Here is a 26,609-nt window from a genome sequence, read left to right as displayed (position 1 = left end):
TTTATACCTCTTTTACTATTAATTGATCATATAGAGCTTGATAGTTGGCCATATTGACATGACCAGTCATTTTTTCTTGAGCATTGAGCATACCAAGGACATTAGCCTTGATGAGTAATTCTGCATCCGATTCTTTATGAAGCAGTCCTGAAGAAATTCCTGCTACAGTAGAGTCTCCAGATCCGACAGGGTTGACTACCTGAATTTTAGGAATATCTACCTTGTAGAAAGTGTCACCATGTTTGGCAAAAGCACCGTTGGCACCAAGTGAAACGATAATCCATTCAATACCTGCAAATAAAGGTTCTTGAAGGACTTCTTTTAATTCATCCAAATCCTCAGAAACTTCTCTTCCTAGAAGTTGAGATAATTCCTCATTATTTGGTTTGATGACTGTTGGTTTATGTGGTGATTCAAGAACCGCCTGAAGTGCTGCACCAGAGCAGTCCAAGACAACAGGTTTGCCAGCTTGATTAGCAAGTTCTACCAAGCTCGCATAGTAATCAACTGGAAGGCCAGCTGGCAGACTACCTGAGATGGCTACTACTTCTACAGTGTCAAGAAGATTCTCGAAATGAGCCAAGAAATCTCGTCCTTCTTGTTCAAGAACTTCAGGCCCCTTCTCAAGAATTTCTGTTTGGTTGTCCCCGTGGAGAATAGCGATACAGTTACGAGTTTCCCCCTGAATTGAGAAGAAATCTTTCTTTACTTGATCATCGATATGTTCAACAAGAAACTCACCAAGTTTGCCACCCACTAAACCAGTAGCAAGAACAGAATCACCAAATTCTGAAAGTACTCGGGTGACGTTTAGTCCTTTACCACCAGCCGTTTTGGATACATCCACCACACGATTGACAGTATCAATCTTCAACTCATCCAAAGGATAGGAAATATCAATGGATGGGTTCATTGTGACTGTTAAAATCATAGGTCACCTCTTAGTCGTGGTATTCTCCGCGATCCCATTTTTCAAGGAATTCAGTGAAGAAGTTTGCGTCTGTTTGTTTAGCATTGTGACTTTCAAGGTGTTCAATTTTCGCAATCAATTTTTTGTTTTCTTCAGATGGTTTGTATTCAGCATGGATGAAAGCTTCGATGATATCACACATGAGCAATTCACCAGTAATCTTACCACCAAATCCAATAACGTTGGCGTTTAATTGTTCTTTAGCATAAAGGGCTGTTGTCATATCACGAACCAAGGCAGAACGAACACCAGGAACTTTATTTGCAGCGTTGTTGATACCAACACCAGTACCACAGATACATACTCCAAGATCAGCCTGACCACTAGTTACAGCTTCCCCTACTTTTTTACCAAAGATTGGGTAGTGTGTACGAGCGTGGTCATAAGTACCAAAGTCAATGACTTCATGTCCTTTTGATTTCAAAAATTCTGAAACCGCCATTTTTTCATCTGTTACGATGTGGTCACATCCAATTGCAATTCTCATTTTTAACTTACCTTTCTAACTGTAATCTAATTAGCACATTTTGTTCAACATATCGACACGAATTTGGTGACGTCCACCATCGTATTTACCGTTAACAAATCCTTTAGCGATATTTTTAGCCAATTCATCACCAACAAGTTGTGCACCCATAGTAATCATACGTGAGTTGTTGTGTCCACGAGTCATATAAGCTGAACGTTCGTCAGATACTTCTGCAGCAACCATTCCTTTGATCTTAGTTGCAACCATAAATGGACCAGCCCCATAAGCATCAATCACAATACCAAGGTTTTGTTCTTCTTTGTTTACTTCTGCAGCAACAGCAAGAGTCACATCAACAAAGTCTTGACCTTCAGCTGTAACATCCACAACGTGGAAGTTTTCTTTTTCCAAGAAATCTTTCACAACTTCTTTCAATCTCAAACCTGCAGCATCTGCACCGATAACAATAGACATATTGTATACTCCTTTTTATTTTTCTAGGCTAGTAAAACCTTTTATAGTTAGCACTTGACCTACAAAAGACTTTCTAGCAATTTGTTGACAAATTAGACTGAATGAGATGGATGACACCTTATTCAAGTTTAGGAAACCAGTTTCCTAGAAATAATCTTTCTCCACGAAAGAGAATATAACAAGTGATTGTTTGTTTGTTGCAAACATCATTTGTTGCTTACAAACATAATATACTCCAATTTACCGAAAAAGTCAACAGTTAATGTTTGTTTTTGTGTTTTTCAACTAAAAAATTTCGATATCAAAACCAATTTGATCCACTTGACCAGGTTTTAGGAGACGAACATTCTTCTTATCTTCTAGATGATCTCCTTCTTCAAGGGATGTTGACAAGCCAGACCATGGTTCAAAAGCAATGAAAGGACCTTTATTCAAAGTTGACCAGATGATGAGATTTGAAAACTCTGCAAAGTGCACTTTCAATCCCTTATCATGTTTACGAGAACGAAGGGCAATTGTTCTAGATTGCAATTCATCTAAGGTGACTGCATCTGTACTGAAAAGATCATAACTGAGATCGATTTCTTTTTGCCCCTCTAGCCATGGACTTCTATCTTTAAAATCCAGCATACCCGTTTCTGGAAAAGGACGTGGAACAGAGCAAGTCTCTTCTTTCTCAAACTCTAGATAATAATCTTCATAGTCTTCATCATCCAGTAGAGGACAATTAAATCCTGGATGGCCACCAATAAAGTAAGGCATGACCTTGCTAGTTTCTTTATTGAAAATCTTGTATTGAGTCCGTACTGTCTTGCCAGTAAGGCTATAAGTGATTTCTAGGCGGAAATGATAAGGGTAGTTCTGATAGCTATTCTCATCGTCTTCAATTGCGAAAGTTACAGTCTTATCTGTCTGTTCAACTAATTCAAATTCTTTCTTGCGAACCAAACCATGACGAGGAATCTTTCCTTTACTTTCTTGTCCATTCTCATCTATATAAAGTGCTGTATCTTCTCTCAATGAACCACAAATAGGAAAGAGAACAGGAGCTTGTCCACTCCAATAAGTAGGATCCCCTTGCCACAAATACTCAAGTCCCTCAGTATCTTTTATAGAAGAAAGAGCCCCACCAAAACTGTTAAATTCAACTCTTAATTGTTCTGATTTTAATTCAATTACCATTATTTTCTCCGATTTCTTGATAGGTTATAAAAAACTAGGCTGTCACTCCTAGAAGGTATGACAACCTAGTTTCAACAATTTACACTCTGCGAAAATCCAATTCAAACTTCGTCAGCGTCGCCTTGCCGTACTTTAGTACAGCCTGCGGCTAGCTTCCTAGTTTGCTCTTTGATTTTCATTGAGCTTACATTTTATAGGAGCGCATTATTTTGCTTTTGCTGCGTACTCTTCGTTACGTTTGATCATTTGTTTTCTGTACCATGCAAAGATACCGATATAGAATACAAGGAAGACTACAGCACCAAGGATTGCTTTGATATCACCAGTTGTAGTGTTACCAATTGTCCAACCAAGAAGTTTTTCGATTGGTCCTTCAAGAGTTGAGTGAGTGATCAATTGAGTTTGGCTCACACCTTCTGGGAAGGCACCTACACCTTTAGCAAGTTCTGTCGCAAATGGTGCGATAAGTGTACCTGAAAGAAGGAAGAGTGGCAACAAGAGTGTTCCGAAGATAATCATACGGAGCAATTTACCACGAGTTACAACCAAGAGAGCTGGAGTAACACCCATTGCGATGATACCTGCAAGTGGCAAGATACCATTTCCGACTTTTGAAAGAAGCACCGCTTCAACCAACATAATTGGTGCAAGAACGTTGGCACAAGCCCAGATTTCAGCACGACCAGCGATGAATGGCCAGTCAAGACCGATGTTGAATTTACGTCCTTGAAGACGTTTAGTAGCAACGTTTGTAATACCTTGTGAAAGTGGTTCTACGGCTGCGATGAACCATGAACCGATCAATGAGAAGAGTTCCAAAGATACACCGGCAGTCAAACCAAGAGACAACCATCCTTTGATAACAAGACGCCATTTATCTGCATCTTCGACTCCTGCAATTGGATGTGGAGTTCCCATGATACCGATTACAATACCAAGAATGAAACCGATAAAGAATTTAGAACCCCAGAAACCGATTTTTTTGTTCAATTTAGCAGCATCAAAGTCATATTTATCAAGACCTGGGAAGAATTTTTCAAAAATTTTATCCAAAACCATGATAACTGGGTTCATCATGTAGTTCATGTGAGTTGAAGTCATTGGTGATGAACTTGGTGCATTAAGAAGGTCATCAAATGTAGGTTTCATCAAATCAGAGTTGATGATTTTAAGAATACCTACAAGGACAACTGCTGCAGTTGCGATAAAGAGTGAAACCCCTTGGCTCACACCATTGTTGTCAGCATACCATTTAATCAAAAGACCTGTGATAGACAAGTGCCAGATATCGAAGATATCCACGTCGAGTGTATCAGTTTTCTTCATAGCAAGCATGACTACGTTGACAATCAACATGATAAGCAAGAAGTAAAGTGTCCAAGCAGATCCCCAAGTGATTGTTGCAAGTGGAGCCCAACCAACGTCAGTAATACTCAATTGGATACCTGTGTTTTCAACGAATTTTGCAAGTGATGCTGAGAAAGCACCATTTAGCATACCGATGATGGCACCAATACCTGTAAGAGCGATGGCAAGTTTGATACCACCTTCAAGCGCTTTGGAGAATTTCACTCCAAAAAGTAAAGCCAATACTGTCAAAATGATCAGCATGATGATAGGTCCACCCATATCTAAGACGGGTTTGAAAACCCTTCCGATTAGGTCAAAGATTGCATCCATAACAGTTCCTCCCTTTTTTATGTTATATGAATGTTAACAAGTTAAAATTAGCTTAATCCGTGTTCTTTGATAGCTGCTTCAATATTATCAAATACTGGAGCGCTCATAGCTGGGATACGGAATAAAATTGGCCCAGCTTCGATAACTGGAATACCTGGTTCAAAACCAAGATCTGTCGCAGCAATCGGTGTGAAGATGTCATAACCTTTGATAAGATCTTCGTTAACGTCTTTGACCATGACTGCATCACAGTGAACATCAAAACCGCGGTTTGAAAGTTCTTCTTCGAGAGCACTTTTAATTTGGTGGCTTGAGTTAACACCTGCACCGCAGGCAGCAAGAATTTTAATCATATGGATTTCCTCCGATTTAATATTTTTAATAGACAAGATTAAGCAATTGCTTCAGCAATATAAGCATAGAGGGCTTCTGGTTCAGAAATTTTTGATAGGTCTTCAAGATGACCATTTCCAATAAAGAAGTCCATCAACTGAGCAAGAATGTTCGTTTGACTTGAACTTGAGTTATTAATGATAAAGAAGAGCAAGGATACCTCTACTTCCTTATCTGGCGCAATCATATTGTGGAAAGTCACCGGTTTCTCTAATCGAACGACCACAACTTTTTCGGCTAGATTATGAACAATATCTGTGTGAGGAATAGCCACATTCGGCAAATCCTTACCTAAAAATTCCATATCTAAGCCAGTTGGAAATGACTTTTCACGAGTGATCAAGGCTTCACGATAGGTTGGAGTCACAATTTCTCGTTCTTCCAATAAAGTTGCAACCTGATCAAAAAGATGTTCTTGATTATCCGCTTCTAAGCAAAACACAAGGTTTTTGTCAAAGAAATGATCTAATCCCATAAGGTTTTTCCCTTCTTTCCATTAACTTTATGCTATAAGTATAACACTATATGAAACCGTTGTCAATCACTTTCTGTTCTTTTTTGTCTCTTTTTTTATATTTTTGTTGTTTTTGTGATTTGTTGTATAAAAACAAACATGTAAACAAACATTTCAATTGATTTAATCCTATTCTAAATGCAAAAAAGCAGACCATCTAAGCCTGCTTTACGATTGATTTTTATATAAATTTCCTATGAACAAGGAAAGGCATTTCTGATAACTTATTCTTCATCCATGCTCAAGACGCTAAGAAACGCTTCTTGTGGGACTTCTACAGAACCGATAGCTTTCATGCGCTTCTTACCAGCTTTTTGTTTTTCAAGGAGTTTGCGTTTACGAGAAACATCACCACCATAACACTTAGCAAGCACATTCTTACGAAGAGCTTTGATATCAGTACGAGCCACAATCTTGTGCCCAATTGCTGCTTGAATTGGTACCTCAAATTGTTGGCGAGGGATGATTTTCTTAAGCTTATCAACGATAAGTTTTCCACGTTCGTAGGCAAAATCCTTGTGAACGATAAAGCTGAGGGCATCCACCTTGTCTCCATTGAGAAGGATATCCATTTTCACTAGCTTAGATGGGCGATACTCTGATAATTCGTAGTCAAAGCTTGCATAACCACGTGTCGAAGATTTAAGCTTATCAAAGAAGTCGAAGACAATCTCAGCTAGTGGGATTTGATAGATAACATTGACACGATTGTCATCAATATAGTCCATCGTCACAAAGTCACCACGTTTGCGCTGTGCTAGCTCCATAACTGCTCCGACGAATTCTTGCGGTACCATGATTTGTGCTTTAACATATGGCTCTTCAATAGTCGCAATCTTTGTAGGATCTGGGAACTCAGATGGGTTTGACACATCCATAGACTCACCATCGGTCAAATTAACTTTGTAAATAACAGATGGAGCTGTCATGATGAGGTCGATGTTGAACTCACGTTCCAAACGTTCTTGGATAACATCCATATGGAGAAGTCCAAGGAAACCACAACGGAAACCAAATCCAAGCGCCTGCGATGTTTCTGGTTCAAACTGAAGACTAGCATCATTCAGTTGTAATTTTTCAAGCGCTTCACGCAGGTCGTTGTACTTGTTTGACTCGATAGGATATAGACCCGCAAAAACCATAGGATTCATCTGCTTGTAACCATGTAATGGCTCTGCAGCAGGATTGGTTGCCAAGGTGACGGTATCACCGACACGAGTGTCCTGAACCGTCTTGATAGACGCCGCAATATAACCAACATCACCAGTCGCAAGGAAATCACGACCAACTGCCTTGGGTGTAAAGATACCAACTTCCGTAACATCAAAAGTCTTGCCATTGCTCATGAGCTGAATCTTATCGCCAGGTTTAACCACCCCATCCATGACACGCACTTGGAGAATAACCCCACGGTAAGCATCGTAAACAGAGTCGAAAATCAAGGCCTTAAGTGGCGCCGTCACATCACCCGTTGGAGCTGGTACTTTTTCTACAATTTGCTCAAGGATTTCTTCGATACCGATACCAGCCTTGGCAGATGCTAAGACTGCTTCGCTGGCATCTAGACCAATGACGTCTTCAATCTCCGTACGCACGCGCTCAGGGTCTGCTGCTGGTAGGTCAATTTTGTTAATGACTGGCATGATTTCTAAATCATTGTCCAAGGCCAGATAAACATTGGCGAGGGTTTGAGCCTCAATCCCTTGGGCGGCATCGACTACTAAGATAGCACCCTCACAGGCAGCTAGAGAACGTGATACCTCATAAGTGAAGTCCACGTGTCCTGGTGTGTCAATCAAGTGAAAAATATAAGTTTCGCCATCTTTTGCAGTATAATTCAGCTCGATAGCATTCAACTTAATGGTAATTCCACGTTCTCGTTCTAGATCCATGCTATCTAAAAGCTGGGCCTGCATTTCACGACTGGAAACGGTCTCTGTCTTTTCCAAAATGCGGTCTGCTAGAGTCGACTTCCCGTGGTCAATATGGGCGATAATAGAGAAGTTACGGATCTTCTCCTGTCGTTTTTTCAATTCTTCTAAGTTCATGATTCTCTTCCTTTCAGGGTATCTATTTATTATAAATTGTTTTTGACATTTTGACAAGACCATACCCTGCTAGGAGTACTAATCTTCAGCGACAAAGCCGTCATTTTCGATAAAGTGGTGTTCTGTCATTCCTTGGTCTGTAAAGACAATCCCGTGAAGGACACCACCATAAACAGCTCCTCCGTCCATTCCAATCTTGCCATCTTCTGTAGTCCAAAGCTCAGCTGTACCACGTTCTTGCTGTAACAAGCCATAAACTGGTGTGTGACCAAAGACAATCGTTTTTCCAGTATGATTTTCTGCTTCGTGGAATGGTTTTCTAAGCCAGACTTTTTTATAATCTGTGGTTTCATACCAGTCATCTAAGGTCAAATCAATACCTGCGTGAACAAAGATATACTTATCTGTCTCTACCACAAACGGCATTTGACGAATAAATTCGACTAAATCTGCCGCTTCAGTAGCCACCCGCTTGGCATCTTCTACTCCATCAACTGGTGCATCCAAGGGACGACCTAGGATAGAGTTAATAGTTGTATCTCCACCATTGCGACGATAGTGGTCATAGCTTTCTTCTGGGTTATCGAGCCAAGTCAGAAACATATACTCATGATTTCCTGATAGACAAATAGCCCCTTGATTGTCCACTAAGTCCTTGACCATTTCTAGAACACGGCGACTATCCTCGCCACGGTCAATCAAGTCCCCTAGAAAAAGCAACTGGGTCTGACCATCCCATGTTTTGAGAAGGTCTTCTAGCATCCCAGCTTTTCCGTGAACATCTCCAATAACATAATAGTCTGTCATCTTATTTCTCCCTGTTTCTCAACAATTCTCTGGCTTGCGTCAGGGCTGCTTCCGTCACATCATCACCTGCCAACATCTTAGCAACTTCCTCCACTCGCTCTTCAACCGTCAAGAGACGAACAGTCGAAACTGTTGAGTGGTCATTGCTAATCTTCTCAATAAAGAATTGATAATCCGCAATCGCAATCACTTGTGGCAAATGGGAAATAGCCAGAACCTGACCGTGTTGGCCAATCTTGTGAATCTTCTGTGCAATAGCCTGAGCCACACGACCGGAAACTCCCGTATCCACCTCATCAAAGACAATGCTGGTCTTGCCCTCTTTACGTGAAAAGGCAGACTTAATGGCTAGCATGAGACGGGATAATTCCCCGCCAGATGCAACCTTGACCAAAGGTTTAAAGTCTTCGCCAGGGTTGGTTGAAATGTAAAACTCGACCATTTCATTGCCCTCACGACTGAATTTTCCCTTGTTAAAACGAACCTGAAACTGGGCTTTTTCCATATAAAGGTCTTGCAGTTCTTGTTTAATCTCTGCTTCTAGCTGCTGAGCCAAGTCATGACGAGCAGATGCAAGCTGACCTGCCAAATCAACAAGATTGACTTCCAATTTCTTAAGCTCTGCTTCCATGTCCTCAGACGAAAGGTTGTTGCCTGTCAAGAGATTGTACTCTTCCGTAATCTTGGCAAAATAAAGCAAGACATCGTCTACCGTCCCGCCATACTTACGGGTAATAGTATGAAGAAGGTCCAAACGATTCTCAACTTGCATGAGGCGATTGCCATCAAAATCAAGGTCTTCAATGATAGCTTCCAGACGTTTGCTAATGTCTTCTAAGACATAGTAAGTTTCAGACAGAGAGTTTGAAATTTCACGGTATTCAGGGTCGTACTCTTCGACACTTTCCATGTCATTCATGGCTGAACGAACATTGGCCAGACTTGAAAAATCTTCATTGTCCAACATACTGTAAGCATTAGTCAGCGTATCCGCAATATTTTTATGGTTGAGAAGTTTATCACGCTCTTGATTGAGAGCCAGGTCTTCTCCAGCCTGCAAGTTTGCTGCCTCAATCTCTGCCATTTGAAATTCCAACATTTCAATACGTGCCTTGTGTTCCTGCTGGTTTTTCTTGACTTCCAGAACCTGCTTACGCATTTTACGGTAGGCATCAAAACTCATTTGATAGGTTTCTTTCAATTCCCAAAAAGCGACGTCACCGAATTCATCCAACATCTGGATATGCAGTTGAGGACGCATTAACTCCTCTTGGTCATGCTGACCATGAATATCCACCAGATGTTGCCCAATAGCACGCAAAACAGACAGATTGACCATTTGGCCATTGACACGACTGATACTACGACCATTTTGCAAGATTTCCCGACGGATGATAATTTCATCCCCCAATTCCAAACCTTGCTCATCGAAAATTTCCTGCAAAAGGCGACTATTCTCAACTGAGAAAAGCCCCTCAATCTCTGCCTTTGACGCACCGTGACGAATAACATCTGTCGTCGCACGAGCTCCCAACATCATATTCATGGCATCAATGATAATAGACTTCCCTGCACCCGTTTCACCAGTCAGGACAGTCATCCCCTTTTCAAAATTAAGGGAAATAGCCTCAATAATGGCAAAGTTTTTTATCGAAATTTCAAGTAACATACAGACCTACCAATTTTTTACTTGTTCAAAGATTTCCTCAGCTAGACTTGCACTTCTGGCAATGACTAAAATCGAGCTATCATCAGCCAAACAGCTAAAAATCTTGCCCGCAAATGTCTCTATTAACTGAGCTTTTACAAAAGCAGTATTTCCTGGGATGACTTGGAGATTGATCATCTCGTCCATCAATTCAGCCGATTCGATATTATCTTCAGCCAGTTGCAAACTTTTTACGATTGATTTTGGTAATTCATAGACATAGGTGTTGTCTCTCAAAGGAATCTTGACAATACCCAGTTCTTTGATATCTCGGGATACCGTTGCCTGAGTGGCAGTGATGCCAGCCTCTTTCAAATGTTCTACGATTTCTTCTTGTGTACCGATTTGATAATCTGTCACAAATCGTCTAATTTTTTCAAGTCTCTCTTTTTTATTCATTTTTAAATTGACTATGCGCCCTCTCTACTACTTCTTCAATTTCAGCAAGAACCTGATTGCTTGCTGACTCTTCTTTTTTCAAATACGCTAAAAACTCAATATTTCCGTGTCCACCTTGGATGGGAGAAAAGTCCAAACCAAGGACTGAAAAGCCTTCCTCTACTGCCATTGTTGTGACAGATTCGAGGACATGTTGATGGACCTTGGCATCACGAATGATTCCATTTTTCCCAATCTGCTCACGACCTGCCTCAAACTGGGGTTTAACCAGAGCCACGACCTGACCTTGATCTGCCAAGACACGGTGCAAGGCTGGAAGAATTAGACTAAGGGAAATGAAACTCACATCAATACTGGCAAAGCTCGGTTCCTGCTCGAAATCAGTCTTTTCAGCATAGCGGAAATTAAACTGCTCCATGCTGACAACTCGTGGGTCTTGGCGTAGTTTCCAAGCCAACTGATTGGTACCGACATCAACTGCAAAGACCAACTCGGCACCATTTTGCAACATGACATCGGTAAAGCCCCCAGTAGAAGCACCGATATCAATAGTTGTTGCTCCATCCACTGACAAATCAAAGACCTGCAAAGCCTTCTCCAGTTTCAAACCACCACGGCTGACATACTTGAGTTTCTCCCCCTTGAGTTTTAGCTCAGTGTCATCTGGAATTTTCTCTCCTGGCTTGTCAAACCGTTCTCCATTCAGGACTGCTACGACTAGGCCAGCCATCACACCGCGCTTGGCCTGCTCTCTCGTTTCAAACAAACCCTGTTTATAAGCTAGTACATCCACTCTTTCCTTAGCCATTGATTCTCAAACTTTCTACTACACATACAATCGATTCTATTTCAAAGGGAACCTGCTGGGCAATTTCTTCTAATTTGGCATTAGCTTGATCCAAGGTTTGGTTACAAAAGGCAATAGCCTCTTCCAAGCCCAACAAGGCTCGATAAGTTGATTTTTCAGCTTGCAGGTCCTTTTGTGGCGTCTTGCCGATTTCCTCAAAACTGGCGGTCACATCTAACACATCATCCCTTACTTGAAAGGCAAGCCCAATCAATTCACCAACAGTTTTCAGCTTCACCTGCATTTCAGGAGCCAATTCGGCTATGATAGCTGCTGCTTGGAAGGGATAGGCTAGTAACTTACCTGTTTTATTAGCATGAATAATTTGGAGTTCTTCCAAAGACAAATGCTGGTGTTCACCCTCCATGTCCAAAACCTGCCCTGCCACCATGCCCAAACTACCCGAAGCCAGCGATAAGTTGGCAATCAAGTCCATCTTGATCTGACTTGGCAAATCTGCCTGCGCTATCAAAGCATACGGATCTAGGAATAAGGCATCTCCAGCCAAAATGGCCATAGCTTCGCCGAATTTCTTATGATTGGTCAAGCGTCCCCGACGGTAATCATCATCATCCATAGCAGGAAGATCATCGTGAATCAAGCTCCCTGTATGAATCATTTCCAAGGCCGCAGCTACCTGCGCGTGAGCAGGTTTAATAGCGACCTGCAAGGCTTCCAAAACTTCTAACAAGAGAAAAGGCCGAATACGCTTGCCACCAGCATGAATGGAATAGAGAACAGACTCTCGCAAACTAGAGGCAAACTGCTGGTCTCCATAAAAATCTTCCAAGGCTGACTCGACAAGAGCTAATTTTTCTTGCTTCTTCATTCAAAATCACTTTCTGTTCCGTCTTCTTGCATGACCTTAACCAATGTCTTTTCAGCCTTGTCCAGTGTCGCTTGGAGTTCTTTTGACAGGATCATCCCCTTTTGAAAGGCCGCAATCGCATCTTCCAGAGCAATTTCACCATTTTCCAAACTTTGGACAATGGTTTCCAGTTCTGCTAGATTTTCCTCAAATTTCTTTTGTTTTGACATCTTTAACCTCTAATTCTACTTGACCATCTCGCATTAAAAGCGTCACTTGGTCTTTTTTCTTCAAACTCTCAACCGAATCCACAACTGACTCTTCTTTTTTGACAATAGCATAACCACGCGCCACGATTCGACTGGTATCCAACATGAGCAAAGCTTCTGAAAGACGCTTCACTTCAGCAACCTTGGCGTCATAAACCAAAGCCATTTGGCTACGCAGGAGCTTATCCAACTGGCCTAGACGATCTTGATAACGTTGAATCTTGGTAACAGGTGATAATTGGACCAGTCGATGCGTCCTTGCTTGGACAACTTGTTTGTTATCAGAAATCCGTGTACGTAAACTTTGTTTTAAGCGCAGTTGCAGTTGATCCAAGCGTTGCATATAGCCATCATACAAACGCTCTGGCTGTCTAAAGATAACAGACTGACTGCATTTTTTCAAAGCTTCCTGTTTCCTAGATAGGACATTGCGGACTGCTGTTGCCATCCGTTTTTCCTGATTTTGCAGATGAGCTAATAGATCCAACTTAGTCACTGGTGTTGCCAGTTCAGCAGCAGCCGTTGGTGTCGCAGCGCGGCGATCTGCCACAAAATCCGCCAAGGTCACATCTGTCTCATGCCCCACACTAGAAATGATTGGCAATCGAGATTCAAAAATAGCTCGTACCACAATTTCTTCGTTAAAAGCCCAGAGATCCTCAATAGAACCACCACCACGACCAATGATGAGAACATCTAGGTCCTCACGTTGATTGGCACGAGTAATGTTCCGTGCTATTTCCTCCGCAGCCCCTTCACCTTGCACCTTGGTCGGATAGAGAAGGATATCAACACCTGGAAAGCGCCTGCTGACGGTCGTAATAATATCTCGAATAACGGCTCCACTACGGCTAGTCACTACACCAATTCTCTTAGAAAATTGGGGAAGAGGTTGCTTGAAGCGTTCTTGAAACAGACCTTCTTCCGTCAATTTTTTCTTGAGTTGCTCAAACTGAATCGCAAGCGCACCAACTCCATCAGGCTCTGCCTTTTCAATGATGATGGAGTAGCTCCCACTTGGTTCATAGACCTGCACACGCCCAATCACATTGATCTTCATTCCTTCTTCAAGGTCGAAACCTAATTTCTGATAAATCCCTGACCAGATAGTTGCTTGAATGACCGCATGGTCATCTTTCAGGGAGAAATATTGGTGAGTAGGTCGTTTACGAAAGTTGGAAACTTGACCAGTTAAATAGACCCGTTCCAAGTAAGGGTCTTTATCGAATTTCATTTTCAGATACTTGGTCAAAGTCGTTACCGATAAATACTTTTCCATCTCCACCTACTATTCATTTTCTTGCTTTTCCATGGGTATTATTATACCAAAAATATGATTAAAAATCTCCTTTTGCATACCGAAACGAAAGGAAAAATAGAAAAAGGAGGGCAGGCCTCCACATTTGTTTATTTGCTGTTTCGAGCTTCTTCCAAAATCTTTTCAATCTTGGTCGTCAACAGATCGATAGCCACTGTATTGGTGACTCCCTCAGGAATGACGATATCAGCATAACGCTTGGTTGGTTCGATAAACTGGTGGTACATGGGTTTGACCACACCTAAGTACTGATCAATCACGCTATCCAAACTACGGCCACGCTCTTCCATATCGCGTTTGATACGACGAATAATGCGCACATCGTCATCCGTATCCACAAAAATCTTGATATCCATCAAATCACGCAGACGCTTGTCCTCCAAGACCAAAATCCCCTCAACGATAAAGACATCTTGAGGCTCCTGACGATAGGTCTTGCTACTTCGTGTATGCTCTGTATAGTCATAAGTCGGGATGTCCACCGGACGCCCTGCCAACAATTCCTTCATCTGCTCGATCATCAAATCTGTATCAAAGGCAAAAGGATGGTCATAGTTGGTTTTGATACGCTCTTCAAAGGTCAAATGAGACTGATCCTTATAGTACGAATCATGCTCAATCATGGAAATCTTTTCATCAGGGAAATGCGATAAAATGGCTCTTGAAACACTGGTTTTACCACCACCAGAACCACCTGTCACTCCGATAATGATTGGTCTATTTTGCATGCTATCCTCCGTTTTTTTATCCGTCGTCTATTCTATCACATTTTTTACAAAATTTATAGTCTGATTTTGGATAGATTATGGGTAACAATTCAAATACTTTCACTCCAGTTAGACTAGCCAAAAACCTTCCTTGGTTTGTAGAGATTGTCTCGCTTTTCTAGAATGGCTAACAATTTATCGCCTTCAAATGCAGCCAATTCTTGGTCTGTTTGGTCTAACTCGATAAAACGGCCAAAGCGCACTTCTGTAGCCTCTTCTGAACTTAGGAAAACTTTGACAAGATCCCCCGTCCCAATCTCTAGAGGATGGAGAAAGTCCAGCTGACCAGCCTCCACTTTTGCAGCAATTTCGTCCAAGGTAAGAGCATCTTCTAGCTGTAAACCGGCTGCACTAGTCCGTATCAAATGGGACATATGAGCCGCATAACCTAACTTCTCTCCCAAGTCAACTGATAAGGTACGGATATAGGTTCCCTTGCTACATTTCACACGAAAAGTAAAGCGTGCAAGATGACCCTCATAAGAAATCGGACTTGTCCGCTCAAATTGATAAATGGTCACCTGACGCTCTGGACGCTCCACTTCCTGACCAGCACGCGCATACTCATAAAGCTTACGACCATTGACCTTGACAGCCGAATACATAGGTGGAATCTGGGTAATAGGCCCAGTCAAGCTGGCAATCGCTTCATCGACAAGCTTTTCATCCAAAGGCGACAAAACAGGAGTCTCATCGACCACTTCCCCACTGGCATCCTCAGTCGTCGTTGAATAGCCGAGAGTAATTTCCCCCTCATAGACCTTGCCCTCATCCTGCATAAACTCGACCATGCGTGTCGCCTTGCCAACCGCAATGGGCAAAACACCCACTACATCCGGATCCAAGGTCCCACCATGCCCAATCTTCTTGGTTCCCAAAATCTTACGCAGTTTAAAAACCGCATCATGCGAGGTCATCCCCGCTTCTTTTTTTAAGTTGATAATACCGTTCATTTTTGCTTTATTACTCCCCCTTCAGAGCTTCAAACTTAGCTTTCATAGTTGGATTTTTTCGCGTTAGTTTTTTGACTGAAACATCTTCTAATTTATTATTTGCGAGGCGGAGTTGATTTTCAGATGTTGTTAGGAACTTTTTAACCTCTTCCATGCGTTTGATGGCCTTATCGATTTCATCGATTGCTTTACCAAAGTTGGTTGAAGCAGAGTTGTAGTTTTTGGCAAAAGCTACTTTGAAGGCATCCAAGTCTTCTTCAAAATGCGTAATATCGATATTCTGCTCGCGAACCAAGGCCAACTCCTGCTTGTATTTTAGGGAATTAAGCGCTGCATTTCGCAAAAGACCAATCAACTGGATGAAGAACTGGGGACGGACGACATACATCTTTTCATATTCGTGGCTGACATCCACGATACCCGTGTTGAAGTAGTCATTATCTGCCTCAAGCATGGTCACTAAAACGGCATATTCACAGTTCTTTTCCCGACGGTCCTTGTCCAATTCCTTGTAAAAATCTGCATTCTTGTGCTTCTTCTCTGTTCCGTCAGCTTCGTTTTTCATCTCAAACATAATGGAAATAATCTCAACGCCATTTTCATCACATTCACGAAATATAAAGTCCCCCTTAGACCCACGCGCAGAAACCTTGTTATCCTTCTCAAAGTAGGCATTGGGGAAGGCAAAACTGCGGACCTTGTTAAACTCGCTCTCTGCATAGTGTTCCAAACTTTCCCCGATAGCTTTGGTGGATTGTTGTGCCTTGAAATTCTTGTAAAATTCGACTTGTTCACTGGCTGCTTTAAGCTGTGCCTCATAGTTTTGTTTAACAGAAGCAAGAGAAAGCTCATTTTCTTTTTCTTGTAAGAGAAGCTGGTTTTTGACCTGATCCCGTTCTTTTTCTAGGTCAGAAAGGGTCTTTTGCAGTTGATTTTCATGCTCCAAACGCAAGGTCGCCAACTGGTTTTCCAAGGCCTGCACTTCCTTGTCCTTGGCCAATAAGGCCTGATGACTTGTTTGTTCAACCTCTTTCTTGGCCAATTCTTTTTCTGCATCAAAGTTTTGGATTTGACTCTGCAATTGCGCAATTTCTTGGTCCTTCTGAGCCAGTTTAGTCTGTTGCTCATTCATAGTCTTCTGCTCAACCAAGGCCAGCTCCTGCTTCATTCGCTCGTGCAATTCCTTATCAAACTCAACAGTTCTCACTTGGGATAAAAGTTCAGCATACTGACTTTCATTTACTGTAAAGACTTCCCCACAGTTGGGGCATTTGATTTCGTTCATATCGTTCCTCTTTCTAGACTTCTTCATCCATTATATCATGCCTGAGGGAAAATCAAAAACAGCGAGTTGAAACCCACTGTTTATATCTGTTACTTTAAATTTTTTCTAAGGCCAAACGTAAATCTTCAATCAAATCTTCTACATTTTCAAGACCGATTGACAAGCGGATTTGGTTAGGTGTGACACCTGCTGCTTCTAGGTCTTTTTCTGACAATTGACCGTGAGTGGTTGTAGGTGGATGAACCACAAGTGATTTAGCATCTGCCACATTTGCAAGGTCAGAGAAGATCTCTAAATGATCAATGACCTTGCGAGCTTCTGCCTCCCCACCTTTGACATGGAAGGTAAAGATTGAACCCACACCTTTTGGCAAGTATTTCTCAGCCAAGGCATGATAAGGACTATCTGCCAATTTTGGATAGTTAACTTTTTCTACCTTAGGATGGTTGACAAGGAAATCAACAATTTTCTCTGTATTTTGCACATGGCGTTCGACACGAAGTGAAAGGGTTTCCAGTCCTTGAAGCAAGAGGAAGGCATTAAATGGTGACAAGGCTGCACCAGTATCACGAAGTAATTGAACTCGAACAGCGATAATAAAGGCTGCTGCCCCAACATCACGAGTATAGCTCAAGTTGTGGTAGCTAGGATCTTCCTCAACAAATTGAGGGAATTTTCCTGAAGCCGCCCAGTCAAAACGACCGCTATCTACAATCACTCCTCCAATGGTCGTACCATGCCCACCGATAAACTTAGTCGCTGAGTGAATAGCAATATCTACACCATGAGAAAAAACGTTAATCAAATAAGGTGTAGCAAAAGTATTGTCAGAAACAAGTGGAATCTGATGTTTATGCGCAATCTCAGCCAATTTTTCCAAATCTGGAATGTTAATCAAGGGATTGCCCAAGGTTTCAATCAAGACAAGCTTGGTATTGTCATTGATTGCTGCTTCTACTTCCTCCAAATTATCCACATTCACAAAAGTTGTTGTGATCCCATAACGAGGAAGGGTTTCTTTCAAGAGATTGAAAGTCCCACCGTAAATAGTTGATGCCGCTACTACATGATCACCCGCATGAGCAAGCGCCAAAATCGTATAAGTCACTGCAGCCATACCTGAAGCTGTTGCAAGAGCTCCAACACCACCTTCAAGGGCAGCAATTCTTTCTTCAAAGGCAGCTGTTGTAGGGTTGGTGATACGAGTATAAATGTTCCCTGGTTTTCTCAAGGCAAACAAATCGGCACCTTCCTGCGTGTCATCAAAAACAAAGGATGTTGTTTGATAAATCGGCACCGCACGAGACTTGGTAGCTGGATCCACAACTTGACCAGCATGTAGTTGCAAAGTTTCAAATTTAAAATCACGAGTCATAAGGCGACCTCCAAATAGTTTGATTAAGGATATTGTAACACCTTAAGGTATAGTTTACAAATATCAGTTTTCTATGTTTTGATATAAGAAATAGCTATTACTCTATTTTAAAAATGAAAAAAGCACGATTCAATCGTGCTCATTTTCTTAATCTACATAAGTGTCTTCATTTTTATTGAGGAAGGCATATGGAAGACCCATCAAGAGGCCTCCTCCGATAAAGTTCCCAATGAAGGTTACTCCCCAGTGACGAAGCATATTTCCAACACCGAAGTTAGCAATTGAATCAGCAGCAACACTGAATTTTACAATCGCGAAAGAAGCAAAGTTCGCAGCGATGTGCTCATTTGTTAAAAATACAAACATGTAAATCGCTGATAAAACTAGCCAAAGTTTGGCACCACCGTCTTTCACCAAAACAAATGAAAGAATGGCAATATTTACGAAAATATTTGCCAAAATCGCCTCAAGCAAGATTAATTCATTTGAGCGACCTAACTTCATCTCAACAACGCCTGAAATAAAGCTATCGTGAGTCAGATGTGCATAGGCTGCCGAATGAGCAAAACCCCAACCTGCTATCAAAGCTCCGATAAGGTTGAACAAGGTACAATAAAGTAGAATCTCAGCTGTTTTTCTCCAAGAGATTTTTTTCAAGAAACTACCAGCAGTCAAGAACATCATGTTTGATGTTACCAACTCGGCATTCAAGAAAACAATATAGGCCAATCCCCAAGCAAAGACAAATGGGAAGAGGAAGCGGCCACTACCTGGTGCGATTTTATTAATCAAATCAGCCCCAACTGCACCAGCAGCTGTACTAAAGGTTAAAAATGCACCTGCGAACATCGAACGAATCGCATACTTAAATTTGCTTTGACTATAAAGACTTTCTTTCTTCTTGCAAGCAAATTCAATCTTTGAGATAAATTCTGAAGAAACCATAATAAACTCCTAAAAATTTTTTACATGATAATTATATCACAAACTTTAATGTTAGGAAAGCGTTTTCTATATTTTATAATCTTTTATTTTGAAACTCTATCTATAAAAAATCAGTAAAACCTAAGATTTTACTGATTTGTATTAATAAAATTGTTTATATGGTTGACTAAAAGCTGTTAGGATTTCATCAGATGTCTGTGAATAGTCTTTTGTTTCTTTCAAATCGCCTTTTACAATAATACGTTCTGTAGCAGCAAGGTCTTCACAGGTTACTAATGTAATCTCATTTACCCCATCTCTATCATCAACTTCATCAACACGATCTGGTGTAACACGTTTGACTTCACGTATTTCATAAGTATAAACTTTATTTTTATCAGTTAGATAAATCTTCATCCCATTTTTAGCGTTATCCAAAGGAGAAAATAACATTTTATTAGCATTATTGACACCAAAAATATGATGACTAGCTAGACTATAATTTCCTTTCCCCATCTCTTGATCGCGTTTCATCGTACCAGCACCATAGAAAAGATTGACATTATCAAGCCCTTTAAAAATTGGCAAATTCATTTCTAATTCAGGGACAGCAATTCCACCGATAACAGGCAATTTTTGCGAATCCCATTGTGAGGATAAGACAGCTTCTGACGAGATAGCTTTTACGGAATCAAAGTCAAAATTACCTTCTGTATCTTGATTTTCTTCCAATTTTTCTTTTGATACCTGGCTGACTTGGTATTTATTGGTATTCCAAACCATGAACATATCACGAATTTTTGAATTGAAAATCAAAGCCACTGACAAGAGAATTAAGAATCCTGCCAAAATATTGATTAGTAAATTTTTTCGGTTTATTTTCTTTTTATGAGACATTATGCTTTACCTTCTGTTTCGTTTTCTGTTCCAACTTCTTCTTCTTTTTCTTCCGCTGAAACCGTAGTAAAGGTTACAATTTTGGCATCTTGGTCCAGGCGCATTACTTTAACTCCCATAGTTGAGCGACCTGTTTCTGAAATATTAGCAACGTTAGTTCGAATCATGACACCTGTATCAGTGATAATCATCAAATCTTCATCACCTTTAACTGTCATAAGACCAGCAAGGGAACCATTCTTTTCCGTAATTTTAGCAGTTTTCATCCCCTTACCACCACGACCTTTAGTTGGATATTCGGTCGCAACTGTGCGCTTACCAAATCCTTTTTCAGTGATAATAAGAACCTCGTCCTGGTCTGTAATCACACTAGCACCAACAACTGTGTCCCCTTCACGAAGATTGACACCTTTCACACCAGTAGCAATACGACTCATCCCACGAACGGCTGATTGATTAAAGCGAACTGCATAACCAAGCTTGGTACCAATGATAATATCTGTATCTTCTTCTGTTAGTAAAACATTAATCAATTCATCTTCATCTTTGAGGTTCAGTGCTTTAAGTCCATTTTGACGAATGTTAGCAAATTCCTTAACGCTGGTTCTCTTCACAATACCATGACGGGTTGTGAAGAAGAGATAAGCATCATCGCTGCGTTCAGATTCAACATTGATGATGGTCTGAATACTTTCACCTTCATCCAATTTCAAAAGATTAACTATTGGTAATCCCTTAGCAGTACGGCCATACTCAGGAATTTCATAGCCTTTCAGGCGATAAACACGTCCTTTATTTGTAAAGAAAAGTAGATGATCATGGGTACTAGTTGACACTAACTCACGAACAAAATCGTCATCCTTAACACCTGTCCCTTGAACACCACGCCCACCACGTTTTTGAGCAGTAAACTCAGCTTGGTCCAATCGTTTAATGTAACCCTTATTAGATAGTGTAATCAAAACATCAGCTTCTTCGATCAAATCTTCATCTTCAAGACTCAAGACTTCACCGATCATCAATTCCGTACGGCGTTGATCACCAAACTTACGCTTGACTTCATCTAATTCATCCTTAATGATTTGAGAAACACGTTCAGGCTTAGCTAGAATATCTGTTAAATCCGCAATCAGAGCCAAGAGCTCATCATACTCAGACTGAATCTTATCGCGTTCCAAACCTGTCAAACGACGAAGACGCATATCAAGGATGGCTTGACTTTGACGTTCAGAAAGTTTGAACTTGTTCATCAATTCGGCTTGAGCTTCGGCATCCGTTTCACTAGCACGGATAATACGAATCACTTCGTCGATATGGTCAAGTGCGATTAAAAGACCTTCTAAGATGTGTGCACGCGCTTCTGCTTTTTCTTTATCAAAACGTGTACGACGAACAACCACTTCTTTTTGGTGCTCAATATAAGCATCCAAAATCTGACGAAGGGACAAAATCTTGGGTACACCATTTTGGATAGCAAGCATATTGAAACCAAAATTGGTTTGCATCTGGGTCATCTTGAAGAGGTTATTGAGGATAACATTGGCTGAGGCATCGCGCTTAACTTCGATAACAAATCGCACCCCTTCACGGTTTGACTCATCACGCACTGCTGTGATGCCCTCAATACGTTTTTCCTGAACCAAACGAACAATATGCTCATGCACCTTTGTTTTATTAACCATATAAGGAAATTCCGTTACAACGATGCGCTCACGGCCAGTCTTGGTTTCTTCGATTTCAGTACGAGAACGAAGAACAATAGAACCTTTACCTGTTTCGTAAGCCTTATGGATACCTGATTTCCCCATGACAAGGGCACCAGTTGGAAAATCTGGACCAGGCAAGACTTCCATCAAGTCCTTAGTAGTTACTTCAGGATTATCCATAACCAACTTGACCGCATCAATGGTTTCTCCCAAGTTGTGAGGCGGAATGTTGGTTGCCATTCCAACAGCAATACCAGTTGCTCCATTAACTAAAAGATTTGGAAAACGGGCTGGCAAGACCAAGGGTTCTCGTTCATTGGCATCATAGTTATCAACGAAATCAACTGTATTTTTATTGATATCACGAAGCATTTCCAGAGCAATCTTGCTCATACGAGCCTCAGTATAACGCTGGGCGGCAGCACCGTCTCCATCCATAGAACCAAAGTTCCCATGTCCGTCGACAAGCATGCAACGGTAGCTCCACCATTGCGCCATGCGGACCATGGCTTCGTAGATAGAAGAATCTCCGTGTGGGTGGTACTTACCCATGACATCCCCTGTAATACGAGCAGATTTTTTATGAGGTTTATCTGGAGTAACACCCAATTCATTCATTCCGTACAGAATCCGACGGTGAACGGGTTTCAAGCCATCTCGAACATCAGGAAGGGCCCGCGCTACGATAACACTCATGGCGTAGTCGATAAAGCTAGTCTTCATCTCCTTTGTCAGATTGACATTCACTAAATTTCTATCTTGCATTAATAAATGCCTCATTTCACAATTTGTAATTAACTATATTATACCATAATGTCCGCTATATTTCAGGTATCTAAAACCACTAAAACGTTTACATAGTGAACTGAAAGGCATATCCGTGACAAAGCTTTTTAAAAGTGATAAAATTGAAATAACTGGGGAAATCCCTGAATAAAATTAAGGAGATGTTTAGAATAATGACTTCCACTAAACAACACAAAAAAGTTATCCTTGTCGGTGATGGTGCAGTAGGTTCTTCTTACGCTTTTGCACTTGTTAACCAAGGAATTGCACAAGAACTCGGTATCATTGAAATTCCTCAATTGTTTGAAAAAGCTGTTGGTGACGCTGAAGACCTTAGCCACGCACTTGCTTTTACTTCACCTAAGAAAATTTATGCAGCTAAGTACGAAGACTGTGCGGATGCAGACCTTGTAGTTATCACTGCTGGTGCTCCACAAAAACCAGGTGAAACTCGTCTTGATCTTGTTGGTAAAAACCTTGCTATCAACAAATCAATTGTTGAACAAGTTGTTGCATCAGGTTTCAAAGGTATCTTCCTTGTTGCTGCTAATCCAGTTGACGTCTTGACATACTCAACATGGAAATTCTCAGGTTTCCCTAAAGAACGCGTTATCGGTTCAGGTACTTCACTTGACTCAGCTCGTTTCCGTCAAGCACTTGCTGAAAAAATCGGCGTTGATGCTCGTTCAGTTCACGCCTACATCATGGGTGAACACGGTGACTCTGAGTTTGCCGTTTGGTCACACGCTAACGTTGCCGGTGTAAAATTGGAACAATGGTTGCAAGCTAACCGCGACTTGGATGAAGCTGACCTTGTAGAACTCTTCATCTCAGTTCGTGACGCTGCTTACTCAATTATCAACAAAAAAGGTGCAACATACTACGGTATCGCAGTAGCCCTTGCTCGTATCACAAAAGCTATCCTTGACGATGAAAATGCAGTTCTTCCACTTTCAGTATTCCAAGAAGGTCAATACGGAGTTGAAAACGTCTTTATCGGTCAACCAGCTATCGTTGGTGCACACGGTATCGTTCGTCCAGTAAACATCCCATTGAACGATGCTGAAACTCAAAAAATGCAAGCTTCAGCAAAAGAATTACAAGCTATTATTGACGAAGCATGGAAAAACTCAGAATTCCAAGATGCTTCTAAAAACTAATTTAGATAGAAATAACTCCTTGAGCTTTCAAGGAGTTATTTTTTATCTGTTTCTAAACTACATATTTTATAAAGGTTGCATGAAGAAAATAATATCTCAAAAAGAACACCATGACACTATGGCGCCCCATCAAATCAACACTGACATCATGAAACTCATTGGACAAACAGTACCTGATACCGTCGCTTTAAACCGAAAGTAAAAAGTTTTGCTTCATTTTTTCTCCTTGATACAAAAAGACCTATCATATAGGCTAGAAAGCTTGATATGATAGGTTCTTTTTCATTTTAGTTAACGTACTGTACGGATACGTATTGTGTTTGTACGTACAGCTTCACCAACTGGCACACCAGCTACGATAACAATATCATCACCAGATTCTACAAGACCTGCTTCAACTGCTTTACGTTCAGCAATTTCGAACATATCATCTGTTGATGATGGAGTTTCAGTCAACATTGGGATAACACCCCAGTTCAACATCAATCCACGCTCTGTCAATTCGTCGAATGTCAATGCCAAGATATCAGCATTTGGACGATATTTAGAGATCAAACGTGCTGTATGACCAGTCTTAGTAAGAGTTACAACCAATTTAATGTCCATTGAGTTTGTAGCATCTTTAACAGCTGAAGCCATAACTTCTGTCTTAGAGTTACGTTCGAAAGTATCTGAGTTCAAACGTCCGTATTCGTTAAGAAGAGTTTGTGCGTTCTTGTCAATTGTAGCCATTGTTGTTACTGACTCAAGTGGGTATTTACCGTTTGCAGACTCACCTGAAAGCATTGTCGCGTCAGTTCCATCGATAACAGCGTTAAATACGTCTGATACCTCTGAACGAGTTGCACGTGGTTTTTCAGTCATTGTTTCAAGCATGTTTGTTGCTGTGATAACAACTTTACCTGCTGCGTTCACTTTAGTGATGATCATTTTTTGGTAAACTGGAACCATTTCAAATGGTACTTCGATACCCATGTCACCACGAGCAATCATGATACCGTCAGCAGCTTCAATGATTTCATCCAAGTTGTCGATACCTTGTTGGTTTTCGATTTTCGCAAACAATTGAACATGACCGTTACCAGTTTCTTCACAGATTGCACGAACTTCGTCAACGTCTTTTGCAGTACGTACGAATGAGATTGCGATGAAGTTGATACCTTGTTCCAAACCGAAACGAATATCAGCGTTATCACGTTCAGCAAGAGCTGGGAAAGGAATTTTAGTGTTTGGGATGTTTACACCTTTTTGTTTAGCGATAACACCGTCATTTTCAACGACTACTTCAAATTCACGAGTTTCATCGTCTTTTGAGAAAACACGAAGACCAAGTTTACCATCGTCAACCAAAACTTGGTGACCAACTTCAACATCATCATAGATATCAAGAGCACCAGCAACGTTCAATGCAATCACTTCACGAGTTGATTTGATTCCTTGTTTAGTTGCAACACGGATTTTTTCACCAGTTGTGTAAGAGTACTCTTTTGCGTCACCTTCGAACAATTCAGTACGGATTTCTGGTCCTTTAGTATCAAGAAGGAAACCAACTTTTTTACCTGCAAGTTTTTCTGCAAGTTTAACAGTTGCCATACGATCACCTTGTTCTTGGTGGTCACCGTGTGAGAAGTTGAAACGGAAAGTGTTAGCTCCTGCTTCAATCAATTGAGCAATGTTTTTAGCTGAAGCTTCAACGTCAAGTTTTTCACCCCAGTATCCGTCATCACCGAATTTTTTACCACCGCGAATTTCTACCGCAGGACCCAAAGTTGCAACGATTTTTACACGTTTGTTCATGATTTTTGTGACTCCTTTATATAAATGACCTTTTTGGTCTTTTTAACAAAATTATAAATTATGACAAGCTCTTATTCAAGCTAGATAGCTCAAGGTCAGCTTTATGTGGGTTGTTAACCACAATCTTACCGTCTGCAGTCAAGCTAAACAAAGCTCCTTCTTCTGCAGTACCAAGAATTGGATTTTCAACCATTTTTTCGTTACGGATACCAACCGCAACACCACCAATGCCTTCTTTGAGAAGTTTCACGGCATGCGCACCCATACGTGACGCCAAAACACGGTCACGCGCAGTTGGAGAACCACCACGTTGAATATGTCCAAGTTCTGTCACACGAAGATCGCTTGTATCTCCAGCTTCTTTTAGTTTTTGACCAAATTCAGCTGCTGACATCACACCTTCTGCCAAGACGATGATATTGTGTTTTTTACCACACTCATAACCACATTTAATGCTTTCTACGATATCTTCAATCTTGAATCCTTCTTCAGGAATGATGATTTCATCAGCACCAGTTGCAATACCTGCCCAAAGAGCGATATCACCTGCGTTACGTCCCATAACTTCGATAACAAATGTACGACGGTGACTTGATGATGTATCACGAATCTTGTCGATAGCGTCCATAGCAGTAGTAACCGCTGTGTCAAAACCGATTGTAAAGTCGGTACCAACGATATCGTTATCGATTGTACCTGGAAGACCGATAGCTGGGAAGCCATGTTCAGTCAAACGCATAGCACCGTGGTAAGATCCATCACCACCGATAACAACTACACCTTCAATTCCGTGTTTTTTCAATTGCTCAATCCCTTTCAGTTGCCCTTCAAGTTGAGCGAACTCTGGGTAACGAGCAGAGTGAAGGAAAGTACCACCACGAGAAATGATGTCTCCTACTGAAGCAGCATCTAGGGGATGAATTTCACCAGCAACCATACCGGCATATCCATCATAGATACCAAAAACTTCCATTCCTTCTGAGATTGCTTGACGAACAACTGCACGGATGGCAGCATTCATACCAGGGGCGTCTCCACCACTAGTCAAAACAGCAATACGTTTCATTTGGTTT

The 26,609-nt window shown here is 41.1% G+C and carries 26 protein-coding genes; 2 read left to right on the top strand and 24 right to left on the bottom strand.

From position 1 onward, the window contains the following. Position 1: 1 nt before the first annotated feature. From D2908_RS00755 to gyrA, 22 genes are all read right to left on the bottom strand, one after another. A complete protein-coding gene (locus D2908_RS00755; protein ID WP_117304161.1) occupies positions 2-931 on the bottom strand; it encodes a tagatose-6-phosphate kinase in 930 nt (309 codons plus the stop codon). A gap of 10 nt (positions 932-941) precedes the next feature. Beyond that, entirely contained in the window at positions 942-1,457 is a 516-nt protein-coding gene (lacB, locus tag D2908_RS00750; protein WP_117304159.1) for a galactose-6-phosphate isomerase subunit LacB, read from the bottom strand. Between the two features lie 30 nt (positions 1,458-1,487). Next, a complete protein-coding gene (lacA, locus tag D2908_RS00745; RefSeq protein ID WP_000029277.1) occupies positions 1,488-1,913 on the bottom strand; it encodes a galactose-6-phosphate isomerase subunit LacA in 426 nt (141 codons plus the stop codon). Between the two features lie 285 nt (positions 1,914-2,198). Further along, entirely contained in the window at positions 2,199-3,095 is an 897-nt protein-coding gene (locus tag D2908_RS00740; RefSeq protein ID WP_117304157.1) for an aldose 1-epimerase family protein, read from the bottom strand. Between the two features lie 204 nt (positions 3,096-3,299). Then, on the bottom strand, positions 3,300-4,775 hold the full coding sequence (locus D2908_RS00730; protein WP_117304155.1) for a PTS galactitol transporter subunit IIC: 1,476 nt from the start codon (positions 4,773-4,775) through the stop codon (positions 3,300-3,302). A 47-nt stretch (positions 4,776-4,822) separates the two neighbouring features. Next, positions 4,823-5,128 carry a PTS sugar transporter subunit IIB gene (locus D2908_RS00725; protein WP_023942583.1) on the bottom strand — a complete coding sequence of 102 codons (306 nt, stop codon included), beginning with the start codon at positions 5,126-5,128 and terminating at the stop codon, positions 4,823-4,825. A 38-nt stretch (positions 5,129-5,166) separates the two neighbouring features. After that, positions 5,167-5,643 (bottom strand): PTS sugar transporter subunit IIA, encoded by a 477-nt coding sequence (locus D2908_RS00720; protein WP_117304153.1) that lies wholly within the window; start codon positions 5,641-5,643, stop codon positions 5,167-5,169. 263 nt (positions 5,644-5,906) lie between these two features. After that, positions 5,907-7,730: a translation elongation factor 4 gene (lepA, locus tag D2908_RS00715; RefSeq protein WP_001047207.1), complete on the bottom strand. Its 1,824-nt coding sequence runs from the start codon at positions 7,728-7,730 to the stop codon at positions 5,907-5,909. A gap of 78 nt (positions 7,731-7,808) precedes the next feature. Then, positions 7,809-8,537: a metallophosphoesterase family protein gene (locus tag D2908_RS00710; protein WP_117304151.1), complete on the bottom strand. Its 729-nt coding sequence runs from the start codon at positions 8,535-8,537 to the stop codon at positions 7,809-7,811. Position 8,538: 1 nt separating this feature from the next. Then, positions 8,539-10,206 (bottom strand): DNA repair protein RecN, encoded by a 1,668-nt coding sequence (gene recN / locus D2908_RS00705; RefSeq protein ID WP_117304150.1) that lies wholly within the window; start codon positions 10,204-10,206, stop codon positions 8,539-8,541. Positions 10,207-10,212: 6 nt separating this feature from the next. Then, positions 10,213-10,644, bottom strand: coding sequence for an arginine repressor (locus D2908_RS00700; protein WP_117304148.1), 432 nt, complete (start codon positions 10,642-10,644; stop codon positions 10,213-10,215). Continuing rightward, positions 10,637-11,452 carry a TlyA family RNA methyltransferase gene (locus D2908_RS00695; RefSeq protein ID WP_117304146.1) on the bottom strand — a complete coding sequence of 272 codons (816 nt, stop codon included), beginning with the start codon at positions 11,450-11,452 and terminating at the stop codon, positions 10,637-10,639. Before D2908_RS00695 ends, D2908_RS00700 begins: the two co-directional genes overlap by 8 nt. After that, positions 11,445-12,320 carry a polyprenyl synthetase family protein gene (locus D2908_RS00690; protein ID WP_117304143.1) on the bottom strand — a complete coding sequence of 292 codons (876 nt, stop codon included), beginning with the start codon at positions 12,318-12,320 and terminating at the stop codon, positions 11,445-11,447. The genes D2908_RS00695 and D2908_RS00690 overlap by 8 nt, the downstream gene beginning before the upstream one ends. Continuing rightward, positions 12,317-12,529, bottom strand: a complete 213-nt coding sequence (locus tag D2908_RS00685; RefSeq protein WP_033629613.1) for an exodeoxyribonuclease VII small subunit — start codon at positions 12,527-12,529, stop codon at positions 12,317-12,319. Before D2908_RS00685 ends, D2908_RS00690 begins: the two co-directional genes overlap by 4 nt. Then, positions 12,507-13,847: an exodeoxyribonuclease VII large subunit gene (gene xseA, locus D2908_RS00680; protein WP_117304141.1), complete on the bottom strand. Its 1,341-nt coding sequence runs from the start codon at positions 13,845-13,847 to the stop codon at positions 12,507-12,509. The genes D2908_RS00685 and xseA overlap by 23 nt, the downstream gene beginning before the upstream one ends. Positions 13,848-13,975: 128 nt before the next feature. Beyond that, positions 13,976-14,614, bottom strand: coding sequence for a uridine kinase (gene udk, locus D2908_RS00675; protein WP_117304140.1), 639 nt, complete (start codon positions 14,612-14,614; stop codon positions 13,976-13,978). Between the two features lie 113 nt (positions 14,615-14,727). Next, a complete protein-coding gene (truB, locus tag D2908_RS00670) occupies positions 14,728-15,606 on the bottom strand; it encodes a tRNA pseudouridine(55) synthase TruB (RefSeq protein ID WP_117304138.1) in 879 nt (292 codons plus the stop codon). Between the two features lie 10 nt (positions 15,607-15,616). Beyond that, positions 15,617-16,891, bottom strand: coding sequence for a DUF2130 domain-containing protein (locus D2908_RS00665; RefSeq protein ID WP_117304136.1), 1,275 nt, complete (start codon positions 16,889-16,891; stop codon positions 15,617-15,619). Between the two features lie 94 nt (positions 16,892-16,985). Further along, positions 16,986-18,266, bottom strand: a complete 1,281-nt coding sequence (locus tag D2908_RS00660; protein ID WP_117304134.1) for an O-acetylhomoserine aminocarboxypropyltransferase/cysteine synthase family protein — start codon at positions 18,264-18,266, stop codon at positions 16,986-16,988. Positions 18,267-18,413: 147 nt separating this feature from the next. Beyond that, positions 18,414-19,211 (bottom strand): formate/nitrite transporter family protein, encoded by a 798-nt coding sequence (locus D2908_RS00655; RefSeq protein ID WP_000254773.1) that lies wholly within the window; start codon positions 19,209-19,211, stop codon positions 18,414-18,416. A gap of 141 nt (positions 19,212-19,352) precedes the next feature. After that, positions 19,353-20,087, bottom strand: coding sequence for a sortase (locus D2908_RS00650; protein WP_117304132.1), 735 nt, complete (start codon positions 20,085-20,087; stop codon positions 19,353-19,355). Then, entirely contained in the window at positions 20,087-22,558 is a 2,472-nt protein-coding gene (gene gyrA / locus D2908_RS00645) for a DNA gyrase subunit A (protein ID WP_117304130.1), read from the bottom strand. Before gyrA ends, D2908_RS00650 begins: the two co-directional genes overlap by 1 nt. 194 nt (positions 22,559-22,752) lie before the next feature. Between gyrA and D2908_RS00640 the strand changes: the two genes are divergently transcribed. Both D2908_RS00640 and D2908_RS10205 read left to right on the top strand, forming a co-directional pair. Continuing rightward, positions 22,753-23,739, top strand: a complete 987-nt coding sequence (locus tag D2908_RS00640) for an L-lactate dehydrogenase (RefSeq protein ID WP_117304129.1) — start codon at positions 22,753-22,755, stop codon at positions 23,737-23,739. Positions 23,740-23,818: 79 nt separating this feature from the next. Continuing rightward, entirely contained in the window at positions 23,819-23,941 is a 123-nt protein-coding gene (locus D2908_RS10205; protein WP_276308506.1) for a hypothetical protein, read from the top strand. 89 nt (positions 23,942-24,030) lie between these two features. Here the strand turns inward: D2908_RS10205 and pyk are convergent, their stop codons facing one another. Both pyk and pfkA read right to left on the bottom strand, forming a co-directional pair. Then, positions 24,031-25,536 (bottom strand): pyruvate kinase, encoded by a 1,506-nt coding sequence (gene pyk, locus D2908_RS00630; protein ID WP_117304125.1) that lies wholly within the window; start codon positions 25,534-25,536, stop codon positions 24,031-24,033. Between the two features lie 58 nt (positions 25,537-25,594). After that, positions 25,595-26,602: a 6-phosphofructokinase gene (pfkA, locus tag D2908_RS00625; RefSeq protein WP_000820863.1), complete on the bottom strand. Its 1,008-nt coding sequence runs from the start codon at positions 26,600-26,602 to the stop codon at positions 25,595-25,597. Positions 26,603-26,609 lie beyond the last annotated feature (7 nt).

The sequence above is a fragment of the Streptococcus sp. LQJ-218 genome (genome assembly GCF_003428885.1).
Classification (GTDB): domain Bacteria; phylum Bacillota; class Bacilli; order Lactobacillales; family Streptococcaceae; genus Streptococcus.
This window is presented reverse-complemented; position numbering and strand designations above follow the sequence as displayed.

Coding starts and splice junctions, on each gene's coding strand:
- D2908_RS00755 (WP_117304161.1), bottom strand. CDS start 931: ATGATTTTAACAGTCACAATGAACCCATCCATTGATATTTCCTATCCT.
- lacB (WP_117304159.1), bottom strand. CDS start 1,457: ATGAGAATTGCAATTGGATGTGACCACATCGTAACAGATGAAAAAATG.
- lacA (WP_000029277.1), bottom strand. CDS start 1,913: ATGTCTATTGTTATCGGTGCAGATGCTGCAGGTTTGAGATTGAAAGAA.
- D2908_RS00740 (WP_117304157.1), bottom strand. CDS start 3,095: ATGGTAATTGAATTAAAATCAGAACAATTAAGAGTTGAATTTAACAGT.
- D2908_RS00730 (WP_117304155.1), bottom strand. CDS start 4,775: ATGGATGCAATCTTTGACCTAATCGGAAGGGTTTTCAAACCCGTCTTA.
- D2908_RS00725 (WP_023942583.1), bottom strand. CDS start 5,128: ATGATTAAAATTCTTGCTGCCTGCGGTGCAGGTGTTAACTCAAGCCAC.
- D2908_RS00720 (WP_117304153.1), bottom strand. CDS start 5,643: ATGGGATTAGATCATTTCTTTGACAAAAACCTTGTGTTTTGCTTAGAA.
- lepA (WP_001047207.1), bottom strand. CDS start 7,730: ATGAACTTAGAAGAATTGAAAAAACGACAGGAGAAGATCCGTAACTTC.
- D2908_RS00710 (WP_117304151.1), bottom strand. CDS start 8,537: ATGACAGACTATTATGTTATTGGAGATGTTCACGGAAAAGCTGGGATG.
- recN (WP_117304150.1), bottom strand. CDS start 10,206: ATGTTACTTGAAATTTCGATAAAAAACTTTGCCATTATTGAGGCTATT.
- D2908_RS00700 (WP_117304148.1), bottom strand. CDS start 10,644: ATGAATAAAAAAGAGAGACTTGAAAAAATTAGACGATTTGTGACAGAT.
- D2908_RS00695 (WP_117304146.1), bottom strand. CDS start 11,452: ATGGCTAAGGAAAGAGTGGATGTACTAGCTTATAAACAGGGTTTGTTT.
- D2908_RS00690 (WP_117304143.1), bottom strand. CDS start 12,320: ATGAAGAAGCAAGAAAAATTAGCTCTTGTCGAGTCAGCCTTGGAAGAT.
- D2908_RS00685 (WP_033629613.1), bottom strand. CDS start 12,529: ATGTCAAAACAAAAGAAATTTGAGGAAAATCTAGCAGAACTGGAAACC.
- xseA (WP_117304141.1), bottom strand. CDS start 13,847: ATGGAAAAGTATTTATCGGTAACGACTTTGACCAAGTATCTGAAAATG.
- udk (WP_117304140.1), bottom strand. CDS start 14,614: ATGCAAAATAGACCAATCATTATCGGAGTGACAGGTGGTTCTGGTGGT.
- truB (WP_117304138.1), bottom strand. CDS start 15,606: ATGAACGGTATTATCAACTTAAAAAAAGAAGCGGGGATGACCTCGCAT.
- D2908_RS00665 (WP_117304136.1), bottom strand. CDS start 16,891: ATGAACGAAATCAAATGCCCCAACTGTGGGGAAGTCTTTACAGTAAAT.
- D2908_RS00660 (WP_117304134.1), bottom strand. CDS start 18,266: ATGACTCGTGATTTTAAATTTGAAACTTTGCAACTACATGCTGGTCAA.
- D2908_RS00655 (WP_000254773.1), bottom strand. CDS start 19,211: ATGGTTTCTTCAGAATTTATCTCAAAGATTGAATTTGCTTGCAAGAAG.
- D2908_RS00650 (WP_117304132.1), bottom strand. CDS start 20,087: ATGTCTCATAAAAAGAAAATAAACCGAAAAAATTTACTAATCAATATT.
- gyrA (WP_117304130.1), bottom strand. CDS start 22,558: ATGCAAGATAGAAATTTAGTGAATGTCAATCTGACAAAGGAGATGAAG.
- D2908_RS00640 (WP_117304129.1), top strand. CDS start 22,753: ATGACTTCCACTAAACAACACAAAAAAGTTATCCTTGTCGGTGATGGT.
- D2908_RS10205 (WP_276308506.1), top strand. CDS start 23,819: ATGAAGAAAATAATATCTCAAAAAGAACACCATGACACTATGGCGCCC.
- pyk (WP_117304125.1), bottom strand. CDS start 25,536: ATGAACAAACGTGTAAAAATCGTTGCAACTTTGGGTCCTGCGGTAGAA.
- pfkA (WP_000820863.1), bottom strand. CDS start 26,602: ATGAAACGTATTGCTGTTTTGACTAGTGGTGGAGACGCCCCTGGTATG.